General features: G+C 68.8%; 17 protein-coding genes. 15 read left to right on the top strand and 2 right to left on the bottom strand.

Annotation, left to right across the window (positions count from 1 at the left end; all coding sequences use genetic code 11):
* Positions 1-122: 122 nt before the first annotated feature.
* The 10 genes from ACIQNG_RS26125 to ACIQNG_RS26080 all read left to right on the top strand — a co-directional run bounded on the left by ACIQNG_RS26125 (position 123) and on the right by ACIQNG_RS26080 (position 7,984).
* Positions 123-980, top strand: coding sequence for a hypothetical protein (locus ACIQNG_RS26125; RefSeq protein ID WP_401488290.1), 858 nt, complete (start codon positions 123-125; stop codon positions 978-980).
* 146 nt (positions 981-1,126) lie between these two features.
* Positions 1,127-1,312, top strand: a complete 186-nt coding sequence (locus ACIQNG_RS26120) for a hypothetical protein (protein ID WP_401488288.1) — start codon at positions 1,127-1,129, stop codon at positions 1,310-1,312.
* A gap of 15 nt (positions 1,313-1,327) precedes the next feature.
* Positions 1,328-1,609: a GNAT family N-acetyltransferase gene (locus ACIQNG_RS26115; protein ID WP_401488286.1), complete on the top strand. Its 282-nt coding sequence runs from the start codon at positions 1,328-1,330 to the stop codon at positions 1,607-1,609.
* A gap of 300 nt (positions 1,610-1,909) precedes the next feature.
* Positions 1,910-2,518 (top strand): hypothetical protein, encoded by a 609-nt coding sequence (locus ACIQNG_RS26110; RefSeq protein ID WP_401488285.1) that lies wholly within the window; start codon positions 1,910-1,912, stop codon positions 2,516-2,518.
* A 472-nt stretch (positions 2,519-2,990) separates the two neighbouring features.
* Positions 2,991-3,161: a hypothetical protein gene (locus tag ACIQNG_RS26105; RefSeq protein WP_401488283.1), complete on the top strand. Its 171-nt coding sequence runs from the start codon at positions 2,991-2,993 to the stop codon at positions 3,159-3,161.
* Positions 3,162-3,485 (top strand): hypothetical protein, encoded by a 324-nt coding sequence (locus tag ACIQNG_RS26100; protein ID WP_401488281.1) that lies wholly within the window; start codon positions 3,162-3,164, stop codon positions 3,483-3,485.
* Between the two features lie 1,130 nt (positions 3,486-4,615).
* The gene (locus tag ACIQNG_RS26095) at positions 4,616-5,815 is read left to right on the top strand and encodes a terpene synthase family protein (protein ID WP_401488279.1); all 1,200 of its coding nucleotides are present in this window, start codon (positions 4,616-4,618) and stop codon (positions 5,813-5,815) included.
* 428 nt (positions 5,816-6,243) lie between these two features.
* Positions 6,244-7,047, top strand: a complete 804-nt coding sequence (locus ACIQNG_RS26090; protein ID WP_401488277.1) for a DUF6042 family protein — start codon at positions 6,244-6,246, stop codon at positions 7,045-7,047.
* Positions 7,040-7,603 carry an AAA family ATPase gene (locus ACIQNG_RS26085; RefSeq protein WP_401488275.1) on the top strand — a complete coding sequence of 188 codons (564 nt, stop codon included), beginning with the start codon at positions 7,040-7,042 and terminating at the stop codon, positions 7,601-7,603. Before ACIQNG_RS26090 ends, ACIQNG_RS26085 begins: the two co-directional genes overlap by 8 nt.
* A gap of 69 nt (positions 7,604-7,672) precedes the next feature.
* A complete protein-coding gene (locus ACIQNG_RS26080) occupies positions 7,673-7,984 on the top strand; it encodes a hypothetical protein (RefSeq protein WP_401440637.1) in 312 nt (103 codons plus the stop codon).
* A 17-nt stretch (positions 7,985-8,001) separates the two neighbouring features.
* Here the strand turns inward: ACIQNG_RS26080 and ACIQNG_RS26075 are convergent, their stop codons facing one another.
* On the bottom strand, positions 8,002-8,313 hold the full coding sequence (locus ACIQNG_RS26075; RefSeq protein ID WP_401488273.1) for a hypothetical protein: 312 nt from the start codon (positions 8,311-8,313) through the stop codon (positions 8,002-8,004).
* A 540-nt stretch (positions 8,314-8,853) separates the two neighbouring features.
* Complete coding sequence (locus ACIQNG_RS26070) at positions 8,854-10,869, bottom strand: alpha-L-fucosidase (protein ID WP_401488271.1); 2,016 nt, start codon at positions 10,867-10,869, stop codon at positions 8,854-8,856.
* A gap of 734 nt (positions 10,870-11,603) precedes the next feature.
* Between ACIQNG_RS26070 and ACIQNG_RS26065 the strand changes: the two genes are divergently transcribed.
* The 5 genes from ACIQNG_RS26065 (at position 11,604) to ACIQNG_RS26045 (ending at position 17,644) form a co-directional block, all read left to right on the top strand.
* Positions 11,604-12,665 (top strand): sugar ABC transporter substrate-binding protein, encoded by a 1,062-nt coding sequence (locus tag ACIQNG_RS26065; protein ID WP_401488269.1) that lies wholly within the window; start codon positions 11,604-11,606, stop codon positions 12,663-12,665.
* Between the two features lie 45 nt (positions 12,666-12,710).
* The gene (locus ACIQNG_RS26060) at positions 12,711-14,273 is read left to right on the top strand and encodes a sugar ABC transporter ATP-binding protein (protein ID WP_401488268.1); all 1,563 of its coding nucleotides are present in this window, start codon (positions 12,711-12,713) and stop codon (positions 14,271-14,273) included.
* Positions 14,266-15,309, top strand: coding sequence for an ABC transporter permease (locus ACIQNG_RS26055; protein WP_401440627.1), 1,044 nt, complete (start codon positions 14,266-14,268; stop codon positions 15,307-15,309). The genes ACIQNG_RS26060 and ACIQNG_RS26055 overlap by 8 nt, the downstream gene beginning before the upstream one ends.
* Positions 15,310-15,417: 108 nt before the next feature.
* Positions 15,418-16,752, top strand: coding sequence for an enolase C-terminal domain-like protein (locus ACIQNG_RS26050; RefSeq protein WP_401488266.1), 1,335 nt, complete (start codon positions 15,418-15,420; stop codon positions 16,750-16,752).
* Positions 16,745-17,644: an amidohydrolase family protein gene (locus ACIQNG_RS26045; protein ID WP_401488264.1), complete on the top strand. Its 900-nt coding sequence runs from the start codon at positions 16,745-16,747 to the stop codon at positions 17,642-17,644. The genes ACIQNG_RS26050 and ACIQNG_RS26045 overlap by 8 nt, the downstream gene beginning before the upstream one ends.
* Positions 17,645-17,992 lie beyond the last annotated feature (348 nt).

Below are 17,992 nucleotides of genomic sequence, written 5' to 3'. Positions count from 1 at the left end.
GAACCCACCTGCGGGGGCCGGGCCGGGAGGGCTGGACTGGACGGGTGCTTTCTCCGCGACTGTGGGTGGACCGACATGCGGCCGGCGATGCGAGGACCGGAGCGCCGCCGATGATGAGGATTATGGAACGCACTCTGGACCTTGGGCGGCCGGCCGCCGTGACCGCAATCGCCCTGTTCCTGGCTCTGCTCCCCACCGGAGCCCGCGCGCAGGAGACCACCGTTCGGATCGACTGCACGCCGGGCAGGACCACGGAGCTGAACCGGGCCATCGAAGCGGCCAACGACGACCCCGGCACCCGGTGGGACATCTCCCTCCAAGGCGGCTGCACCTATCTGGTCACCCGGCCGTTCGGGCAGGTGAACGGCCTGACCGCGGTCACCGGCGAGGTCCGGATCGGCTCCCGGGGGCCGTCCGATGCCGTCATCGCCCGCAGCCAGACCCCTGGGACGGCCGGCTTCCGGGTCCTGGAAGTGGAAGCCGGTGGCCGTCTCACGCTCGACCGGATCACCGTTCGCGGTGGCGGCCGGGTAGGGAGCGGCGGGGGCGTGTTCAACAACTTCGGCACCCTCGTCCTCAACTACAGCACCCTCGCCTCGAACCACGCTCTGGAGTCCGGCGGGGGGCTGTTCACCAACGGGGAGAGCGCGACCACCACGCTGAACCACAGCACCGTCCGGGACGGCTCGGCGGGCTTCGCGGGCGGCGGCCTCTTCAACAACGGAGGAACGGTGATCCTGGAGTCGAGCCGGATCGACTCCAACCGGGTCACCGACGGAGTGGGTGCCGGAGTGCTTAACAACCGCGGCGCCAGCCGTCTGACCCTGTCCGGCAGCACCATCACCGGCAACGAGGCATCCGAGACCGCCGGCGGTGTCTTCAATCTCGCCACCGTCGACAGCACCCGCACCCTCATCACCCACAACCGGCCGAACGACTGCGCGGGCTCACCCGTCCCGGTACCGGACTGCATCACCTGACCCCAGGCCCGGCACGGACCGGGACCCCGCTCCCGGCCACCGCCCCGGCCAACGGGTATCGGCCGGTAGCGGATCGAAGCATGCCCTTCCTTCGTCTTCTGCCTTCTGCCTGGGTATGAAGACCTCAGCCCGAAAGGAGCACTTCCATGGTCATTCGCCCGTTCGTCCAGCAGGACCTGACGCCACTCACCGAACTGACCATCGAGACGTTCCGGCCGTTCTACGAGGATTCCTTCCGCACCTTGGTAGGTGAGGTTGTTTTCGCCAACCAGCACGGCAACTGGCGCGACGACTACCGCGAGCAGGTCGCCGGGCTCCATGCACCCGAGTAGCACGCGTACGTTGCGGTGGCCGAGGCTGAGGAAGGCATCGCGGGCTACGTGGCGTGGAGCGTCGACCCGGCCCGCAGGAACGGCAGTGTCACGATCCTCGCTGTCTCGGCCACACACCGTCGGCACCACGTGGGCACCGCCCTGTGCGAGCACGCCTTCGACAAGATGCGAACCCTCGGAGCCGAGGTGGTCGAGATCAGTACCGGAGGAGACCCCTTCCACGCACCCGCCAGGGCCCTGTACGAGGGGCTCGGGTGCATCCCGCTCCCGGTCACCGTCTACTACCGGCACCTCTGAGGGGCGCGTGAGGGTAACCGCCCGGAGCGGCGTCGGCTCATGTCCTACCAACAGACACCACGACAACTCCCCTCCGATTCCTGGCAGTCAGAACCAGACGGAACTGTTTCGCATATCGCCCTGCCTGTGGCCGGTATCCGCCCCTGCGGACACGGCGTGCGCCACGCGCCAGCAGGGCGCGTGGCTTTACGTATCCGGGCGGAGATCGCGGATCTGGTGCGGGCCGATGAGCTGTCGGCTCCTGGGCCTGCGAGGTGCCGGACTGCGGCGGGCTGCCCAACGCGGGAGGGCTGCATCGTCATGCCCGGGCGTCGCTGCTTCGAGTCGCCGAAGCCGGGGCTGCTCGCGGTGACCCTGCCCGACCAGGTGGCGAAGTACAACTCCTCCTTGGGGGACATGCGTGGGTGGGCGTTCGACAAGGCGTGGATGGACGAGTACGTGGCCTGGTCCCGGCATACCGCCCAGGAGGTGTACGACATGGTGTGGTTCTGCCTCCGGGAGGCGGAGATTACCGCAGGTCGTGATCTCCACGACCCCGAACCCGCTGCCCCACGTGAAGAAGCTGTACGAGCGCGGTCGTGCCCAGGAGAAGCGGGCGCGGAGGGCGGTGACCCGCCCCGGATGGTGCTCACCCGCGGGCACATGCGGGAGAACACCGCCAACCTGTCGCCTGCGGCGCGCGCGGAGCTGGAAGAGGACTACGCGGGTTCCAGGTTGGGGCGGCAGGAGCTGTCAGGTGAGTTGTTGGAGGACGTGGAGGGCGCGCTGTGGAAGGGCTGGATGCTGGAGGAGGAGGACCAGGATTTCCCGCGCTGGGCCCACCTGGCCTGGGAGCTGACGGAGTACGAGGAGGGCGGGTCTGAAGGCCAGGGTCCGGAGGGTGACGTACGAGCTGGGGCCGATCGGTGAGGACGGCGACGGCGGGGCGCGGCACCATCCCCGGTTTCCGGGTGAGCCGTCGCGTACGACGTGCTTCCTCATGGACGCGGAGTGGGCGCTTGAGGACCTGAAGCGCGGGGGAGACCCTGGACCGGCTCCCGATGCACCAGGCCGTCTCCTGGGTGCGGCCGGATGGTACCGAGCTGCACCGGCTGGAGCTGAGGATCGACTTCGTACCGGTGGTCCACATCACCAACACGATCGCGGCTGGGGGGGCTTTCCGGCGCTCGCCCGGGTGCTTCAGGGGCTGGACGAGCTGGCGGCCACCGACTCGGACAGCTCGGCGACAGGTGCGACGACAGGGAAGCCGAGCATCGGCCTTGAGGGTGGCAGGCTACCGGTGGACCGGTGGACCGGGTGACGGGCAGGCCGGAGCGCCTGCGGATGGAGGCTGGCGCGGTCTGGCAGCACGGGGAGTACGGGACGGAAGGACGTGCTGGGCATGTCGGCGCCGCTCGCGGAGCTGCCGTGGCGGGTGGACCATCTGCTGGACCGGATCGCGTCGAACTCGCTGATCACCGCTGCCGGGCGGGGGACGCTGGGGGCCTCGGAGGTGCCCCCGGGGTACGCGCCGCGGTTGGCGCCGGTGCCGCTGGACGGGCTGGTCGCGTAGATGCGGCTGGCGAGGGAGCACAAGTACTGGGGTGCTGTTCAAGTTCGTGCAGCGGCTCTTTCAGCCGGGTCGGCGGGTCGGGCGGAAGGGTGGACGGCGGCCGGGGAGTCGTTCACGGGGCCGTTGGCGTGGGCGCCGCATGCGCCGACGGACCGGGCGGCTGTACTGGATGAGGTGGTGAAGGCGTACGGGGCGGCGGTGAAGATGCTGGTGGAGGCGGGCTACCCGATCGAGGAAGTGTCGCTGGAGGTGGAGCGGATCGCGGCGGAGGCGTACCCGGGACTCGGGGCAATACGTCAACGCGGCGAAGTACAGGAGTTTTGACGGCCAGAAGCTCATCGTCGGGGAGCAGGAGCAGATCCTGCTCGAAGCGTCACACGGCGCAGACCAGGACCGGCGGATCGAGCTGCTGTACGACGATGTGGAGCGGCAGGTCGAGGCGATCCGATCGCGGCTGGAGCTGGCGGCCGGGGACGTGCTCACCGACGGGAAGTTCACTCTCGACCGACCCGGAGTCCGATCCGATCGCGGACGAACTCCGGTGGATTCAGCATCTGGATGACGTGGGGGTGCCGGAGCCGGAGATGGTCCTCACCTCCCGCAAGGCGTACTCGCTGCCGGAGGACCGGTGAATTCTGGTACCGCCGGAGCGCGAGAAGTGGGCGCAGACGATGTTCGGTGTGACGGCCGAGGGCCTGGTGCTGTCCCGTGGCTCGAACCCGGAGATCGTGAAGAAGGACCCGGCGGCCTCCTCGTCCGGGCCACGCAGGTGGGGAAGCCTGCGAGGGACAAGGCGGGGACGGGGCGCAAGACCGTGTCGCGTCGTCCGCGTTCCGCGTCCTCGGACTGACCCTGTGCCCTGAACCGGCCGGCTGCCGAGTTGCCCTGGCAGCCGGCCGACGTAGGTGAAGGGAACCGCGTCGTGGACGAGTTCCAGCGGCCCTGGCTCATGGCGGGCGGCACGTTCACAAGGGCGCGAGCGTTCAACACGTTCACGCATTCAGTAGGCAAGACCCCTTCCCACGTCGGACCGCAGGGGCTTGTACTCGGGGGAGGCAGGCAGCGGGAGAAAGCGGGTGACCTGTGCGACGGGAAGCACACGGTGCTCGTCGCCCTTGCCCTCCAGAGCGCCATGTCCGCCCAACTACCGCTCCTGCGCACTGGTCGGCAACACGGCCTCGACGAAGCCGGCGCCGCCCGGATCCGCACCGTCCTGGACACCACCGGCGCCCGCTCCACAGTCGAGCATGATCGCCGCCCGCCGCAAACAGGCAGGCCGCGCCCCCCGCCCCCGACGCCCCTACACCCCCCTCGCTCACGCCGTCACCGCCGGGACCAACTCTCTCTCCCCCGCAGGACCGGGCGGCCAGCCCCTTCCCCGTCCTTCACGAGCAGGCAACCCGTCAACCGTCCCCGGTCCTCCCGGACCGCCAACCGCCCAGGGAACGGCCTCGATGACCGAGCTCTCCGTCTACGGAACCGGCGAGACCAGCTACGTACTGCCCGACTACGAAAGGATCCTGCCCTGGAAGCTGCACCCCCGCTTCGAGGACATGAAACGCGAGACCCGCGGCTGGATCCGTCAGTTCCCCGAAGTCCACGAATGGATCCCCGAATACCGCAACGGCTCAGAGACCCCCTCCCTGGACCAGTGGCTGGAAGAAGGCGGCGGCGACACGTTCGCCTGCCTGATGGCGCCCACGATCCGCTCCGACCGGATCCTCGCCCTGTGCCAATTCGACGTCTGGTGGACCTTCCTCGACGACAGTGTGTCCGTCGGCAAGGACGGCCGCTTCTACCGCATCGGCCCCGACGTCCGCCGCGCCGCCATGGAGCGGGTCATCGAGATCCTCGAATCCCCCGGCACCCCCTACGATCCCGACGGACCGCCCCCTGATCTGATCGACCGGGTCTGCGGCGCACGGTTGTTGGCCGACGTCTGGTACCGGATCGCCCCGGCTCTCCCAGCACCTCTGCTCACCCGCTTCATCCAGGACACCGCGGCATGCGTGCGCCTCTGGCCTACCGAGCCCGAGTTGAGCGCCGAGGGCACGACCCTGGACTTCGAGCCCTTCATGGCGGTGCGCCGACGAACCGTAGCCGTCATGACCCTCAACCGGCACCTGGAGTTCGGCCTCGGAATCGACCTGACCCACGAGATCGCCACGTATCCCGAGCTGACCCGCCTCCAGGAGCTCCAGGTCGACTACCTGATTCTCCTCAACGACCTCTACTCCTTCCGCAAGGAGTACCTGCGCTCCCGTGACACCGCGAACCTCATCGCGGTCCTGTGCATACGGCACCACCACAGCCTCCAGCAGGCCGTGGACACGATCTGCGCCCGGATGACCGCGACCGAGAAGACCTTCATCGCCGAACGCGATACCTTCCTCTCCGACCACCCCGGCATCCGGCCCGAGGTCCGGGAGTTCCTCGACGGACTGGGCTACGTGATGTCGGGCACCCTGCAATTCCACCGCACCACCTCCCGCTACCACGGCCTGCACCATGACGGCCACGAGATCACCTCCGGCCGGATCACTCTCACCCGGAACGGCACCGTCCTCACCACCGACACCACCCCAGGGCACGACCAGGGCCGCATCGACTTCGCCGAACACTCGCTCTCCGGGGTGAACCAAGGTGACCTTTGATGCTCTGGTGCGTCATGCGGTCGACCTCTCATGCGTATGCGGGCGTGTGCCCGCACAGCTACGGCGGACGAACATGTAGCACTCCGTAATACTTCTCCGCGAAGACACGGGTGACCCCTGCTTCGGCGAGGGAGTCGAGGGACCGCCAGACGGTCGAGGCCCGTGCGGAGCCGGGACGGGTGTGTCCGGTCGGCTGGATGCCGGTGGTCGCCGGGCGTGGCAGTTCGGTCCACAGCGTCCCCGGGGCCTGCGTGCGGCCGGGCTCAGCACCTTCAGTGCCCGCCCTGCGTCGGAGTGCGGTGAGGCCGCCTCCGCGAGCAGCTGCGCGTCGCCCCGCACCACCAGACGTGGGTGGGACGTCCGTGAGGACCTGCCGCGTCTCGCTGCGTACGCTGCGAGCATCGAGGTGTTTCGAGGAAGAGCTACGGATGACTGAGAAGGCGTCTGTTCCCGGACCGCGCCGGGACATGGCGGTGCACAACGACTGGTGGGTGTCGGGCTGGGAGCACATCCCGCCCCGTCAGGGCTTCCCGCTGACCATGCTGATCGGGACGGCGTGCCAGCCCGGTTTCACCGACTACCAGGACGACCTGGTGCACGAGATCTTCGACGGGCACCGGGACATGATCGGCGGCGACCTCGACGGTCCCCTCACCTTCTCCTGGCCGGACGAGGAAGGGGACTACGAGGCCGCGCCGGAGGGCCGCGAGGCATGCGGGGCGGCCCGCTTGGAGCAGTTCAGCGCCATGCTGACGACAGCCGGCTTCCCGCTGCCCACCACCGTGCGGGACCTGTCCGAGCTGTACTTGACGTGGGGCCTGGCCCGCCGCGAGGAGACGCCGGACGGCACCCGCTGGTCGATGCGCGCCGCGCTGCCGCTGCCCGCCGACCTGCTGACCTTGGACCCCGAACTCACGGAGCGTCTCGACGGGATCCGCTGGACGATGCGCACCGGCCCGCTCCTCGACACCCTCATTGACCACCTGGTCGACGATCTGGGTGAACCGACAGAGACCCTCACCTCCCTGGACCTGCTTGCGGCAGTCACAGGCCAGGACGTCGGCGACGTCCGGCTCGCTCTCGCGGAACTCGTGCACTCCAGCGACGCCCGTCTCCAGCGCGGCGAGGAGCCGGCCGACGCAGAGCGCCTGGAGGCGCACCGCCGCTTCCGCCTGGTCATGGACTGGGAGCACTTTCACGAGAACCGCGTCCAGGTCAGCCGCGGTGACTGAGGCCGCGCACGGCACCGCGGGGACCAGCGACACGCGCCTGATCGTGCTCCGAGGCAACAGCGCCTCGGGCAAGTCGTCCGTCGCGGCCGGCCTGCGCGAAAGGTTCGGGCGCAACCTTGCCATTGTCGCCCAGGACAACCTCCGCCGGATCGTGCTGCGCGAACGCGACCGGCCCGGCGGCGCCAACATCGGCCTGATCGACCTCACGGCCCGCTACGCCCTGAACCACGGCTTCCACGTCATCGTCGAAGGCATCCTTTACGCCGACCGCTACGGCACGATGCTCCAGGACCTGGTGCGCGCCCACCAGGGCGTCACACGGTGCTACTACCTCCACGTGCCCTTCGAGGAGACAGTGCTCCGGCACGCCACGAAACCGGACGCCGAGTACCTCGCGCACGTCAACGAGGGCCACCTACGCGACTGGTACCGAGACAAGGACCTGCTCCCCAACGGCCTGGAGACCGTTATCGACGCTTCCAGCACCCTGGACGACACGGTCCAACAGATCCTCTCCGAGAGCGGCTTGGATGGCATTCTCCCGATGGATCGCTGAGGGGCGCCACCGCCCAACTACAGTACCCACGTGCACACCCGGTGTCCCGTTCGAGCGAAGGGCTGAGCTGTGCCCGACCGACCTGAAATCGTCTGCATCTGCGGCTCTACCCGGTTCGCGGACGAGATGCGTGCGGTGAATCGCGATCTGACCCTCGCCGGGATCATTGTTGTCGCGCCAGGCGAAGCAGACGAGTTGATCACCGACAAGCAGAAGAAGGCGCTGGACGCCCTCCACCTGCGCAAGATCGACCTGGCAGACCGGGTTCTGGTCGTCAACCCTGGCGGGTACATCGGCGAGTCCACGAGCAGGGAAATCGACTATGCCCACGCCACCGGCAAGCCGATCTCGTTCACCGATCCCGCCCCCGCCGCAATGTAGTTCGCCGGGGGAGCGGCCTAAGATCCGAGGCTCGTCGCCGTCACGGCGGGACCGACGGCCGCCGGGCCGACCAGGAATCCGCAGTAGCCCAGGGTCGTCACGACCGAGACCGCGGATGCCCGTGAACGGCGGTCGGCGCTTGCGCCGGCCAGGGAAAGGATGGTCGGGGCGCACACGGACGTGCCGAGACCGGCGATCACGACACCTGTCGGCGTGAGCGCGGCGTTCGGCGCGAGTGCGGCCGGCAATGTACCGGTGGCGCCCACGAGTGCCTCGCCCACGAATGCGCCGCCCATGAGTACGTCGCGCTCCGGCTTGCCGGCGAGCATCCGGTGCCCGCATGGCCGTTTCGGAGCACGGCGTTGTCTCCTCGACTGCGGCAGGCGAGGGGGACCCGCGCGAGGGGCCTCGCACAGGCGTGGTCGTGCTGCGCGCATCCGTTTGTGCGGACATGAGGTCTGCGGCGCCACCGAGGTAGGTGGCTTCGGCCGGGGGCGGGTTGCCTGTCGCACGGCCTGCCCGGGAGGCCGTACGGTCTCGATGTGCGTACGAACGTGATGGCCAGTATCCCACCGACGACTCTGGTGGGTACGGCCGAGCTGTGTCGGCGGGTTGAGCACGGTCGCCGGGCGACGGGACGGGACCCTGGGTGGGGAGCGCTCGGAGGGCCGTACGTTCACCGGCCTGCCTGATGTGTATCACCGTCACCTGATGTCCGGGGCCGACGCGTTCCGCGTTCCGGGAGCACGGGTCGGTGTCCCGGATGGCGCGGAACCGGCCTGGGCCGTCACCGGAGGTCGTGGCGGCCCAGGCGCTTCTTGTCCAGCCTGTCAACGCGACTTCACGGCGACAGATCTGATCAAGCCCTCTCAGATTCTGAAGATCCTCCACTTCTGGTTGGGCAGGTCGTCGTACTGGCGTTGTTCGAGTGTGACCCCCTCTGTGGTGGACCCGTTGGGGACCGTGAGCGCGAGCTGGCTGTGCCGGTTGGTGATCACGTAGTGCTCGGTGGAGATCTGGGTCAGCGCCCAGTGCTGGTGGTACTTGCCGGCGTCGGTCCGGACGTCGACGGTTGCGCCGGCGTCGCGGGAGCGGACATCGACCTGGAGCAGCTTGGTGGTGAAGTTGTTGCGGAGCCGGTAGAAGCCGTCCCCGGTGGGCTCGATCGTCCATCTCTGGTGGTGGTCGCGCGTCCAGGGCTGCTGCACAACCGGTGTACCGTCTGCCGAGCCGGCGGCTGAGGCTACCGCGAGGTTGGTGGAGGAGACCGTGATCCCGTGAGGTCGGGGGTTGGCGAAGTACCCCTGCGAGACGAGTGCTGGCTTGGCGGTGCGGCCGCCCACGTGCAGGCCACTGACGTCGGCGTACCCGCCGGCGGCGGCGGTGACCGTCACCCGGACGTACCCCGCGCTGCGTGCGGGCCACTCGACGAACTTCATCTTTTTATTGGCCGCCCAGGACACGGTGGCCACCGGAGTGAAGTTCAGGCCGTCGGTGCTGGTGGAGATCGTGGCGGCGGTGATGGCGCCGTTGGGTGCGGTGGTGCCGTCGAGGTAGAGCTGGCGGGGCAGGTACTCGAGCGCGGAGATGTTGCTCCATACGCCGCCGAGGTCGATCGTGACGCTCTGCGGTAGCGGGGCATGCGTGGCCCAGCGGTACTCGAGGTTGATGCTGTTGCGGGCATCGATCACACTGTAGGGCCGGAATCCACTGTCCTGGGAGGACGCGAGCACGGTCGCCGGCGAGACGGGCCACTCCACGCGTAGCGGTTGCGCGGGAAGCGGTGGGCGATTCAGGTCCGGGCTCCATGCCTTCCCTACCTCGGCAAGCCGGGTAACGATGTTGTTGTCGAGTCGTCCCTGCTGGCTCGGAGGGCAGTTCAGCAGGTACGAGGTGTACTTCGGTTCCAGGTACCGCAGGTCCCTGACGATCTTGGTGACGCTGCGCGGGACGATGTACGGGGTGTTGCTGTCCCAGAACCAGCCGTTGGAGATCTTCTCTCCCTGGAACGAGGCGTAGGTGTTGTCCGCCGGCGACCAAACGCCGAGAGGGGCCTCGAAGTAGATGGCGTCGCCGACCCACGGCTCGGTCAGGGCGGAGTGGTCGACCATGACACAGTTCGGCTGGAGGGACTTCACCAACTCCCGTACGCGCTGGTAGGACACCTCGTGCTGGCCCATCTCCCAGGACCAGCCGTCGGTGACGAATATGTCAATGGTGCCGTAGTTCGTCAGCAGCTCACGGATCTGCCCGAGCACCACGGTCATGTCAGAGACTTCGATGGCCTGGGTGGGATCGACGGCCATCGTGGTCCCGGCCGGATGGTATGCCTCCACCTTGTGGGTGCGGTCCCAGACCGAGTAGTAGAGACCGACCTTCAGGCCCCGTGCCCGGAACGCGTCGGCGTACTGCCGCACGATGTCCTGGCGGTACCCGGAGTGCATGACGTTCTGCGTGCCGAAGGCCGTCGGCCACAGTGAGAAGCCGTCGTGGTGCTTGGTCGTCAGAACGCCGAAGGTCATCTTCGCCGCGGCGGCGGCGTCCGCCCACTGGCCGCAGTCCACGCTCGGCGGCGCGAAGATCATCGGACTCTGGCCGGGACCGGCCCATTCCTGTTCGGTGAACGTGCCGAGGTTGAAGTGGTTGAACATGCCGAACCTCAGATCGGCGATCCGCGCCAGGTCGGACTGGGCGTCGGCGGCCATGGCGGCGGGCGCGAATCCGCCCACGGCCGGGAGAGCGGCCGCCGCCACCGTGAGGCCGGTGGCGGCGAGGAAGTTCCGGCGGGAGAACCCGGATGCCGCCGTCGACGGCTCACTGGCGGCGATCGCCGGATCGCCGGCCGCGGGGTCGGGTCCTTGGGGGGCCGGGGGTCTGTGGGACATGGAGGGCTCCTTGCCAGTCGTAACGGCGCTGACGGTGGTATGTCAGCTGGTGGTGCGGTGCGGGCGGTGAGAGCTACCGGCCCGTCAGGTCCTGGACGGACCCGATCAGGGAGGTGTTCGGTCGCTGGGGCGCCAGTTGTGGCGGCGCGCGGGGGTGGTGGCACGGCGCGTGGCGGGTGGATCTCCAGGGCAGCGGCGTCGTCCGTTGTCGGTCGGTCGCGTTGGAGGAGAGGGCTGGGGCGGTCTTCCCTCCGTCGGCCGTCCCGGCGACTCGCGACGGCCGGGCCCTTGCCGCTGAGCCGATGAAGCGCGATGCGCGACCGGCACGACCGGCCGGGTCTGGGGGCATCGGCGGTGTAGGCATAAAGGTCAGCCATGTGACCCGGGATGTCAACGGGTGTGCGGGGATGAAAGCGCCTCCTGCGTAGCAGAATTGTCGCTTTCGTTGATGCTTGACCTACCTCTTCCTGTTCAGACATGGCATGTCTGCCGAGGCTGGATCAGTCGATTGCTCTCCGACTCACGATGCGATTGGTGGGATGTATCTCCATTGATCGAGATCGTCTGCGGCTCCGTTCGGCCCAAGAGTCGAGTTTTGATCACAGATATCTCAGGGTCTAGACAGTGTGGCCGTCTCGCGCCTATACATACATCCCATCACTTCGGCGCGGCGACACACGGTTGTCATCGCAGCGAAACCTCTCCCGCTTCGGGACCAGCGCGAGGAAGTTCGGATGAGACTCAGAACCGCCCTTTGTTCCACCGCCTCCGCCCTGTCCGCATTGGCGCTTCTCAGTGCCTGCGGCGGCTCCGGTACCTCGGCGTCGTCGAGCGCCACACCGCTGGTCGGCGTCGACTACCCGCGCTCCGACACCGACTTCTGGAACTCCTACATCAAGTACACGCCGGAGTCCGCGAAGGAGCTCGGCCTGTCCCTCAAGACCACCAACTCGCAGAACGACGTCGCCAAGCTCACCGCCAACGCGCAGACGTTCATCAGCCAGAACGTCAAGGGGGTGGCGATGGCCCCGCAGGACACCGCGGCCATCGCTCCGACCCTGGCGCAACTGCAGGCGAAGAAGATCCCGGTCGTCACCGTCGACACCCGCCCGGACAGCGGAGACGTCTTCATGGTGGTGCGGGCCGACAACCGGGCCTACGGCGAGAAGGCGTGCCAGTTCCTCGGCACCAAGCTCGGCGGCAAGGGCAAGGTCGTGATGCTGCAGGGTGGCCTCGACTCCATCAACGGCCGTGACCGCACCGAGGCGTTCAACGACTGCATGAAGAAGAGCTACCCGGACATCAAGGTGTTCGGCGAGGCCACCAACTGGGACGGTGCCGTCGCCGCGCAGAAGCTGCAGGCCGACCTGACGGCCAACCCGGACATCAAGGGCATCTACATGCAGTCGAGCTTCGCGCTGTCCGGCACGCTCCAGGTGCTCAAGCAGAAGGGCCTGCTGGTCGGGCCCGAGGACAAGAAGCACGTCTTCGTCGTCTCCAACGACGGCATCCCCGAGGAGCTGAAGTCCATCGCCGAAGGGAAGATCGACGCCACGGTCTCCCAGCCGGCCGACCTGTACGCCAAGTTCGCCCTGTACTACCTGAAGGCGGCGATCGACGGGAAGACCTTCAAGCCCGGCAAGACCGACCACGACAGCACCATCGTCCAGGTGCGCGAGGGTCTGCTGGAGGACCAGCTCTCCGCCCCGCTCGTGACGGCCGACGGAGCTACCTACGGCGGTGTCCCCAGCCTCAAGAGCGGCGACAAGTCGCTCTGGGGCAACAACATCAACTGACGGTGCGTCATCACATCAGCGGTCCACGAGAACAAGGCGGTTGAGATGAGCGATGGGGAGCGAGTGGTCCCCCCCGCCTCCGCCCCGGCGCACGGCGGGCGGGTCCCGACGGACCCGCCCGTCGTCGAGGCGACGGGCATTGTCAAGCGATTCGGTCCGACGGTGGCCCTGAACGGCGCCGGGATCACCATCAGGCCCGGTGAGACCCACGCCCTGGTCGGTCGCAACGGAGCCGGCAAGTCGACCCTGGTGTCTGTCCTCACCGGACTGCAAGCCCCCGACGAGGGAACGGTCGTGTACCGCGGAAGTCCGGCACCCAGGCTCACCGACCGCGACGCCTGGCGGCGGCGCGTGGCCTGCGTCTACCAGAAGTCGACGATCATCCCGACCCTGACCGTCGCGGAGAACCTCTTCCTGAACCGGCACGACCACGGCCGCGGTCGGCTCATCAGCTGGCAGGGCGTGCGCCGCCGGGCGGGGGAACTGCTGTCGACCTGGTCGGTGGAGGTCAGCCCGCAGACCCTGGCCGGCGATCTCAGCGTGGAACAACGGCAGTTCGTGGAGATCGCCCGTGCCCTGTCCTTCGGCGCCCGGTTCATCATCCTCGACGAACCGACCGCCCAACTGGACGGGGCCGCGATCAACCGGCTGTTCGACCGCATCCGTGACCTGCAGCGGCAGGGCGTGACCTTCCTGTTCATCAGTCACCACCTTCAGGAGGTCTACGAGATCTGCGACATGGTGACGGTGTTCCGGGACGCCCGGCACATCCTGACGGCACCGGTCGCGGACCTCCCCCGCACCGAGCTCGTCGCCGCCATGACCGGCGAGGCCGCCGGGGACCGACAGCAGGAGCGGGCGAGCACGCTCGACTCCACCGCCCCGGCCGCGCTGCGGGTGAAGGCCATCAGCGGCGACACCTACAGCGACGTCACCTTCCAGGTGGGCGCCGGCGAGATCGTCGGCCTGGCGGGGGCGACCGGCAGCGGCCGAACGGAGATCGCCGAGACCGTCATAGGACTGCGCGCGCCCGGAACCGGGGACGTGGAGATCGCCGGGACGCGGCCACGGCGGGGAAGCGTACCCGCCGCACTCGCCGCGGGCGCCGGCTTCGTCCCGCAGGACCGGCACCACCAGGGCTTCGTGCCCGACATGTCCATCGCGGACAACGTCACACTGTCCGTGCCCGGCCGACTCGGGCGCAACGGACTGCTGAGCCGCAGCCGCCGGGACCGGATCGCCGAGGGCATGATCGAGAACTTGGAGATCAAGACCCCCGGCCCGGACCAGCCTGTCTCCGCGCTGTCCGGGGGGAACCAGCAGAAGGTCGTCATGGCCCGCGCCCTCGCCGATGATCCACGCCTGCTGGTGCTGATCAACCCGACCGCGGGCGTGGACGTGCGCTCCAAGGAATTCCTCCTCGGCAAGGTCGAGGAGACCGCGGGTGCCGGGACAGGAGTGCTCATCGCCTCCGACGAACTCGACGACCTGCGCATGTGCGATCGGGTCCTGGTGATGTTCCAGGGCCGAGTGACGACCGAGATCACCCGCGGCTGGCACGACCACGACCTCGTGGCCGCGATGGAAGGAGTGGACCTCAATGCCTGAAACCGTCCTCGCGGCCACGCCCGCCCACCAGGACGACGAGCCGCGGCCGAAGCGAACGGGACTGTTCGGCGGCCGGATACCGCTGGCCCGGCTGCGCGACCTCGCTCTCGTCCCCGCCATCGTCGCCATCGCGATCGTCGGCCAGATCGTCAACCCGGTCTTCCTGCAGCCGGACAACCTGATCAACGTCCTGCAGACCATGTCTGAGATCGCCCTTCTGGTCCTCGCCCAGACGATGGTCCTGATCGTCAAGAAGATGGACCTCTCGCTGGAATCCACCATGGGCCTCGCCCCCGGAGTCGCGGCCTGGCTGGTCGTGCCGACCGGCGCCGGACACGGCCTCGGCCTCCTCCCCGGCGCCTGGGCCATTCCCGTCACGCTCGCCGTCGGCGCCCTCATCGGCGTGGTCAACGCTCTGCTGATCATCCGCTTCGGCCTCAACGGCTTCATCGTCACACTCGGCATGCTGATCGTGCTGCGCGGCGTCCTCACCGGTATCTCCGGCGGCCAGACGTTCTTCCGGCTGCCGGAGTCCATGCTCTACCTGGGCACCGCCCAGTGGTTCGGCGTACCCGCCTCCATCTGGATCTGCCTCATCCTGTTCGCCGTCGCCATAGTCGTCCTCGGCTGGACCAGCTTCGGCCGCTCCTTGTACGCCATCGGTGGCAACGTCGATGCCTCGAAGGCCGCCGGTATCCGCACCGACCGCGTGCTGTGGATCGTCATCGTCTCCGGCAGCGTGCTCGCCGCCCTCGCCGGCCTCCTGCTCTCCGGACGGCTCGCCTCTGTCGCCTCCGCGCAGGGCAACGGCTACATCTTCACCGTCTTCGCCGCCGCCGTCATCGGCGGAATCAGTCTCAACGGCGGCAAGGGCACCATGTTCGGCGCCTTCAGCGGCATCCTTCTCCTCTTCATGATCCAGAACGTGCTGACCCTGGCCGGCGTGCCCGCCCAGTGGATCGGAGCCCTCAACGGCCTGATCATCCTGCTTGCCCTGACCCTCTCGCGCATCACGGGCGGCAAGGTCCAGGAGTGAACCGGACGGCCGCCGCACGGCTCACGACCGGCCTCGTGGCCGCCGGACTCCTCCCGCCTTTCCTCTCTCGCTGCGGGGCTCCCGTCCCCCCGCCCCAAAGGAGTTGCCATGTCCCACGCCTCGTCCCATCCCCGGGCATCCGCCCGCATCACCGCCCTGGACGTCCTCGACGTACGCTTCCCCACGTCCGAGGACCTGGACGGGTCCGACGCGATGAACCCCGAACCGGACTACTCCGCCGCCTACGTCGTCCTGCACACCGACGCCGACGACGGACTGGAGGGCCACGCACTGGCCTTCACCACCGGTCGCGGCAACGACGTGCAGGCCGCCGCCATCGCCGCCCTCGCCCCCCACGTCGTCGGCCTGTCCGTCGACGAAGTCTGCGGCGACCTGGGTGCCTTCTCCCGCACCCTGGTCCACGACCCCCAACTGCGCTGGCTGGGACCGGAGAAGGGCGCCATCCACATGGCCACCGGAGCCGTCGTCAACGCCGCCTGGGACATCGCCGCCAAGCGCGCCGCGAAGCCCGTCTGGCAATTCCTCAGTGAGATGTCGCCCGAACAACTCGTCGCCCAGGTCGACTTCCGCTGGCTCAGCGACGCCCTCACCCCCGAAGACGCCCTGGACATCCTGCGCCGCGCCGAAGCAGGCCGCGCACAGCGCGTCGCCCATCTGCTGGAGCACGGCTACCCCGCCTACACCACCACCCCCGGCTGGCTCGGCTACTCCGACGAGAAACTGGCCCGCCTGGCCAGGGAGGCTGTTGCCGACGGCTTCACCCAGATCAAGCTGAAGGTCGGCGCCTCCCTTGAGGACGACGTACGGCGTATGCGCACCGCCCGCGACGCGGTCGGAGACGGGATACGCATCGCGGTCGACGCCAACCAGCGGTGGGACGTCCGGCCCGCCATCGACTGGATGCGCGCACTCGCCCCCTACCAGCCGTACTGGATCGAGGAGCCCACCTCCCCGGATGACATCCTCGGCCACGCGGCGGTCCGCAAGGCCCTCGGCACCATCAAGGTCGCCACCGGCGAACACGTCGCCAACCGGGTGGTCTTCAAGCAACTCCTCCAGGCGGGAGCGGTCGACATCGTACAGATCGACTCGGCACGGGTCGGCGGCGTCAACGAGAACCTCGCCATCCTGCTGCTCGCCGCCAAGTTCGGCGTCCCGGTCTGCCCCCACGCCGGAGGCGTGGGCCTGTGCGAAATGGTGCAGCACCTGTCGATGTTCGACTACGTCGCCGTCTCCGGCACGATCGAGGACCGGGTCATCGAGTACGTCGACCATCTGCACGAGCACTTCGTCGACCCCGTCCGCATCGCCGACGGCCATTACCTCGCCCCCACCCTCCCCGGGCTGAGCGCGCAGATGCACCCGGAGTCCCTCAAGGAGTACACGTACCCCGACGGCCCCGTCTGGTCCGCCCGTGTCTGACCCGCCCCTGATCGACGCCCACCACCACGTGTGGAACCTCGACCGCCGCCCCCAGCCCTGGCTCGACGCGCCCGGACACGAAACCATCCGGCGCACCTTCGCCCCCGACGACCTGCGCGCCACCGCGACCCGGACGATCGCCGGACGGCGGCTGACCGCCACCGTGGTCGTCCAGTGCGTGGCGTCCGTGCCGGAGACGCGCGAACTCCTCACCCTGGCCGACGAGGATCCGCTCATCGACGCCGTCGTCGGCTGGGCGGACCTGAGCTCCCCGGCGCTCGGTGACGTGCTCGACGAACTACGGACGGGGACCGGTGGCCGGTACCTGCGGGCCCTGCGGCACCTCGTCCAAGGCGAACCCGACCCCGAATGGCTGCAACAGCCCTCCGTGGAGCGGGGGTTGAGGGCCGTGGGCGAGCGGGGACTCGGCTACGACATCCTGATCCGCAGCCACCAGTTCTCCCAGGCCGTCCGCCTCGCTGAGCGTCTTCCCCAGCTGCCGCTGGTCCTCGACCACGCCGGCAAGCCGCCCCTCGCCGAGCGTGAGCTGGACGGCTGGGCACGGGACATACGGCGGTTGGCCGCGCACCCCCACGTGTCCTGCAAGGTGTCGGGGCTGGTCACCGAGGCCGATCACGAGAATTGGACGATCGAGGACATCCGGCCGGCGTGGGACGTCCTGCTGACCGCCTTCGGGCCCGACCGGCTGATGTTCGGCTCCGACTGGCCTGTCTGCCGGCTCGCGGGCGGCTGGAACCGCTGGGCCGCCACCGTCGAGGAACTGCTCGGCGACTGTTCCGCCGCCGAGGTCACGTCGATCCTCGCCGGTACCGCCACCGCCTTCTATCGCCTGGAGTCCGCAGAGAGGAAGGAGACGCCACCGTGCACCTGACCCCTGCGCACCGGGTCCCCGACTCCCCTGTGACCGGCCACGGAGCACGACCTCGGCCGGCGGACGGCGACCACCCCGCGCGCGGCACAGGACGGTCCACCGCGACCCGGCCCCTGTCCGGCCCGGTGCCGACCCCAGCGTGCGCCGCCCGTGGAGGCAGCGCCGTGACGGTGCCGTCCGACGACGAATCCGAGCGACTGCCGATGCCGACCCCACTCAGAGCCGGCGTTCGCACCCGACACGGCACTCGACCGGGCCCGCCTCGCGTTCCACGACGCCGCCCGTACGAGCCGGCACAGGCGAACGTCACCCCCGACATCCGTACGTACCTGCGCGGACCGGCTGCCG

Source organism: Streptomyces sp. NPDC091377 (assembly GCF_044757045.1).
GTDB lineage: Bacteria > Actinomycetota > Actinomycetes > Streptomycetales > Streptomycetaceae > Streptomyces.
Note: the sequence above shows the minus strand (reverse complement) of the source record. Positions and strands in the feature narration are given on the sequence as shown.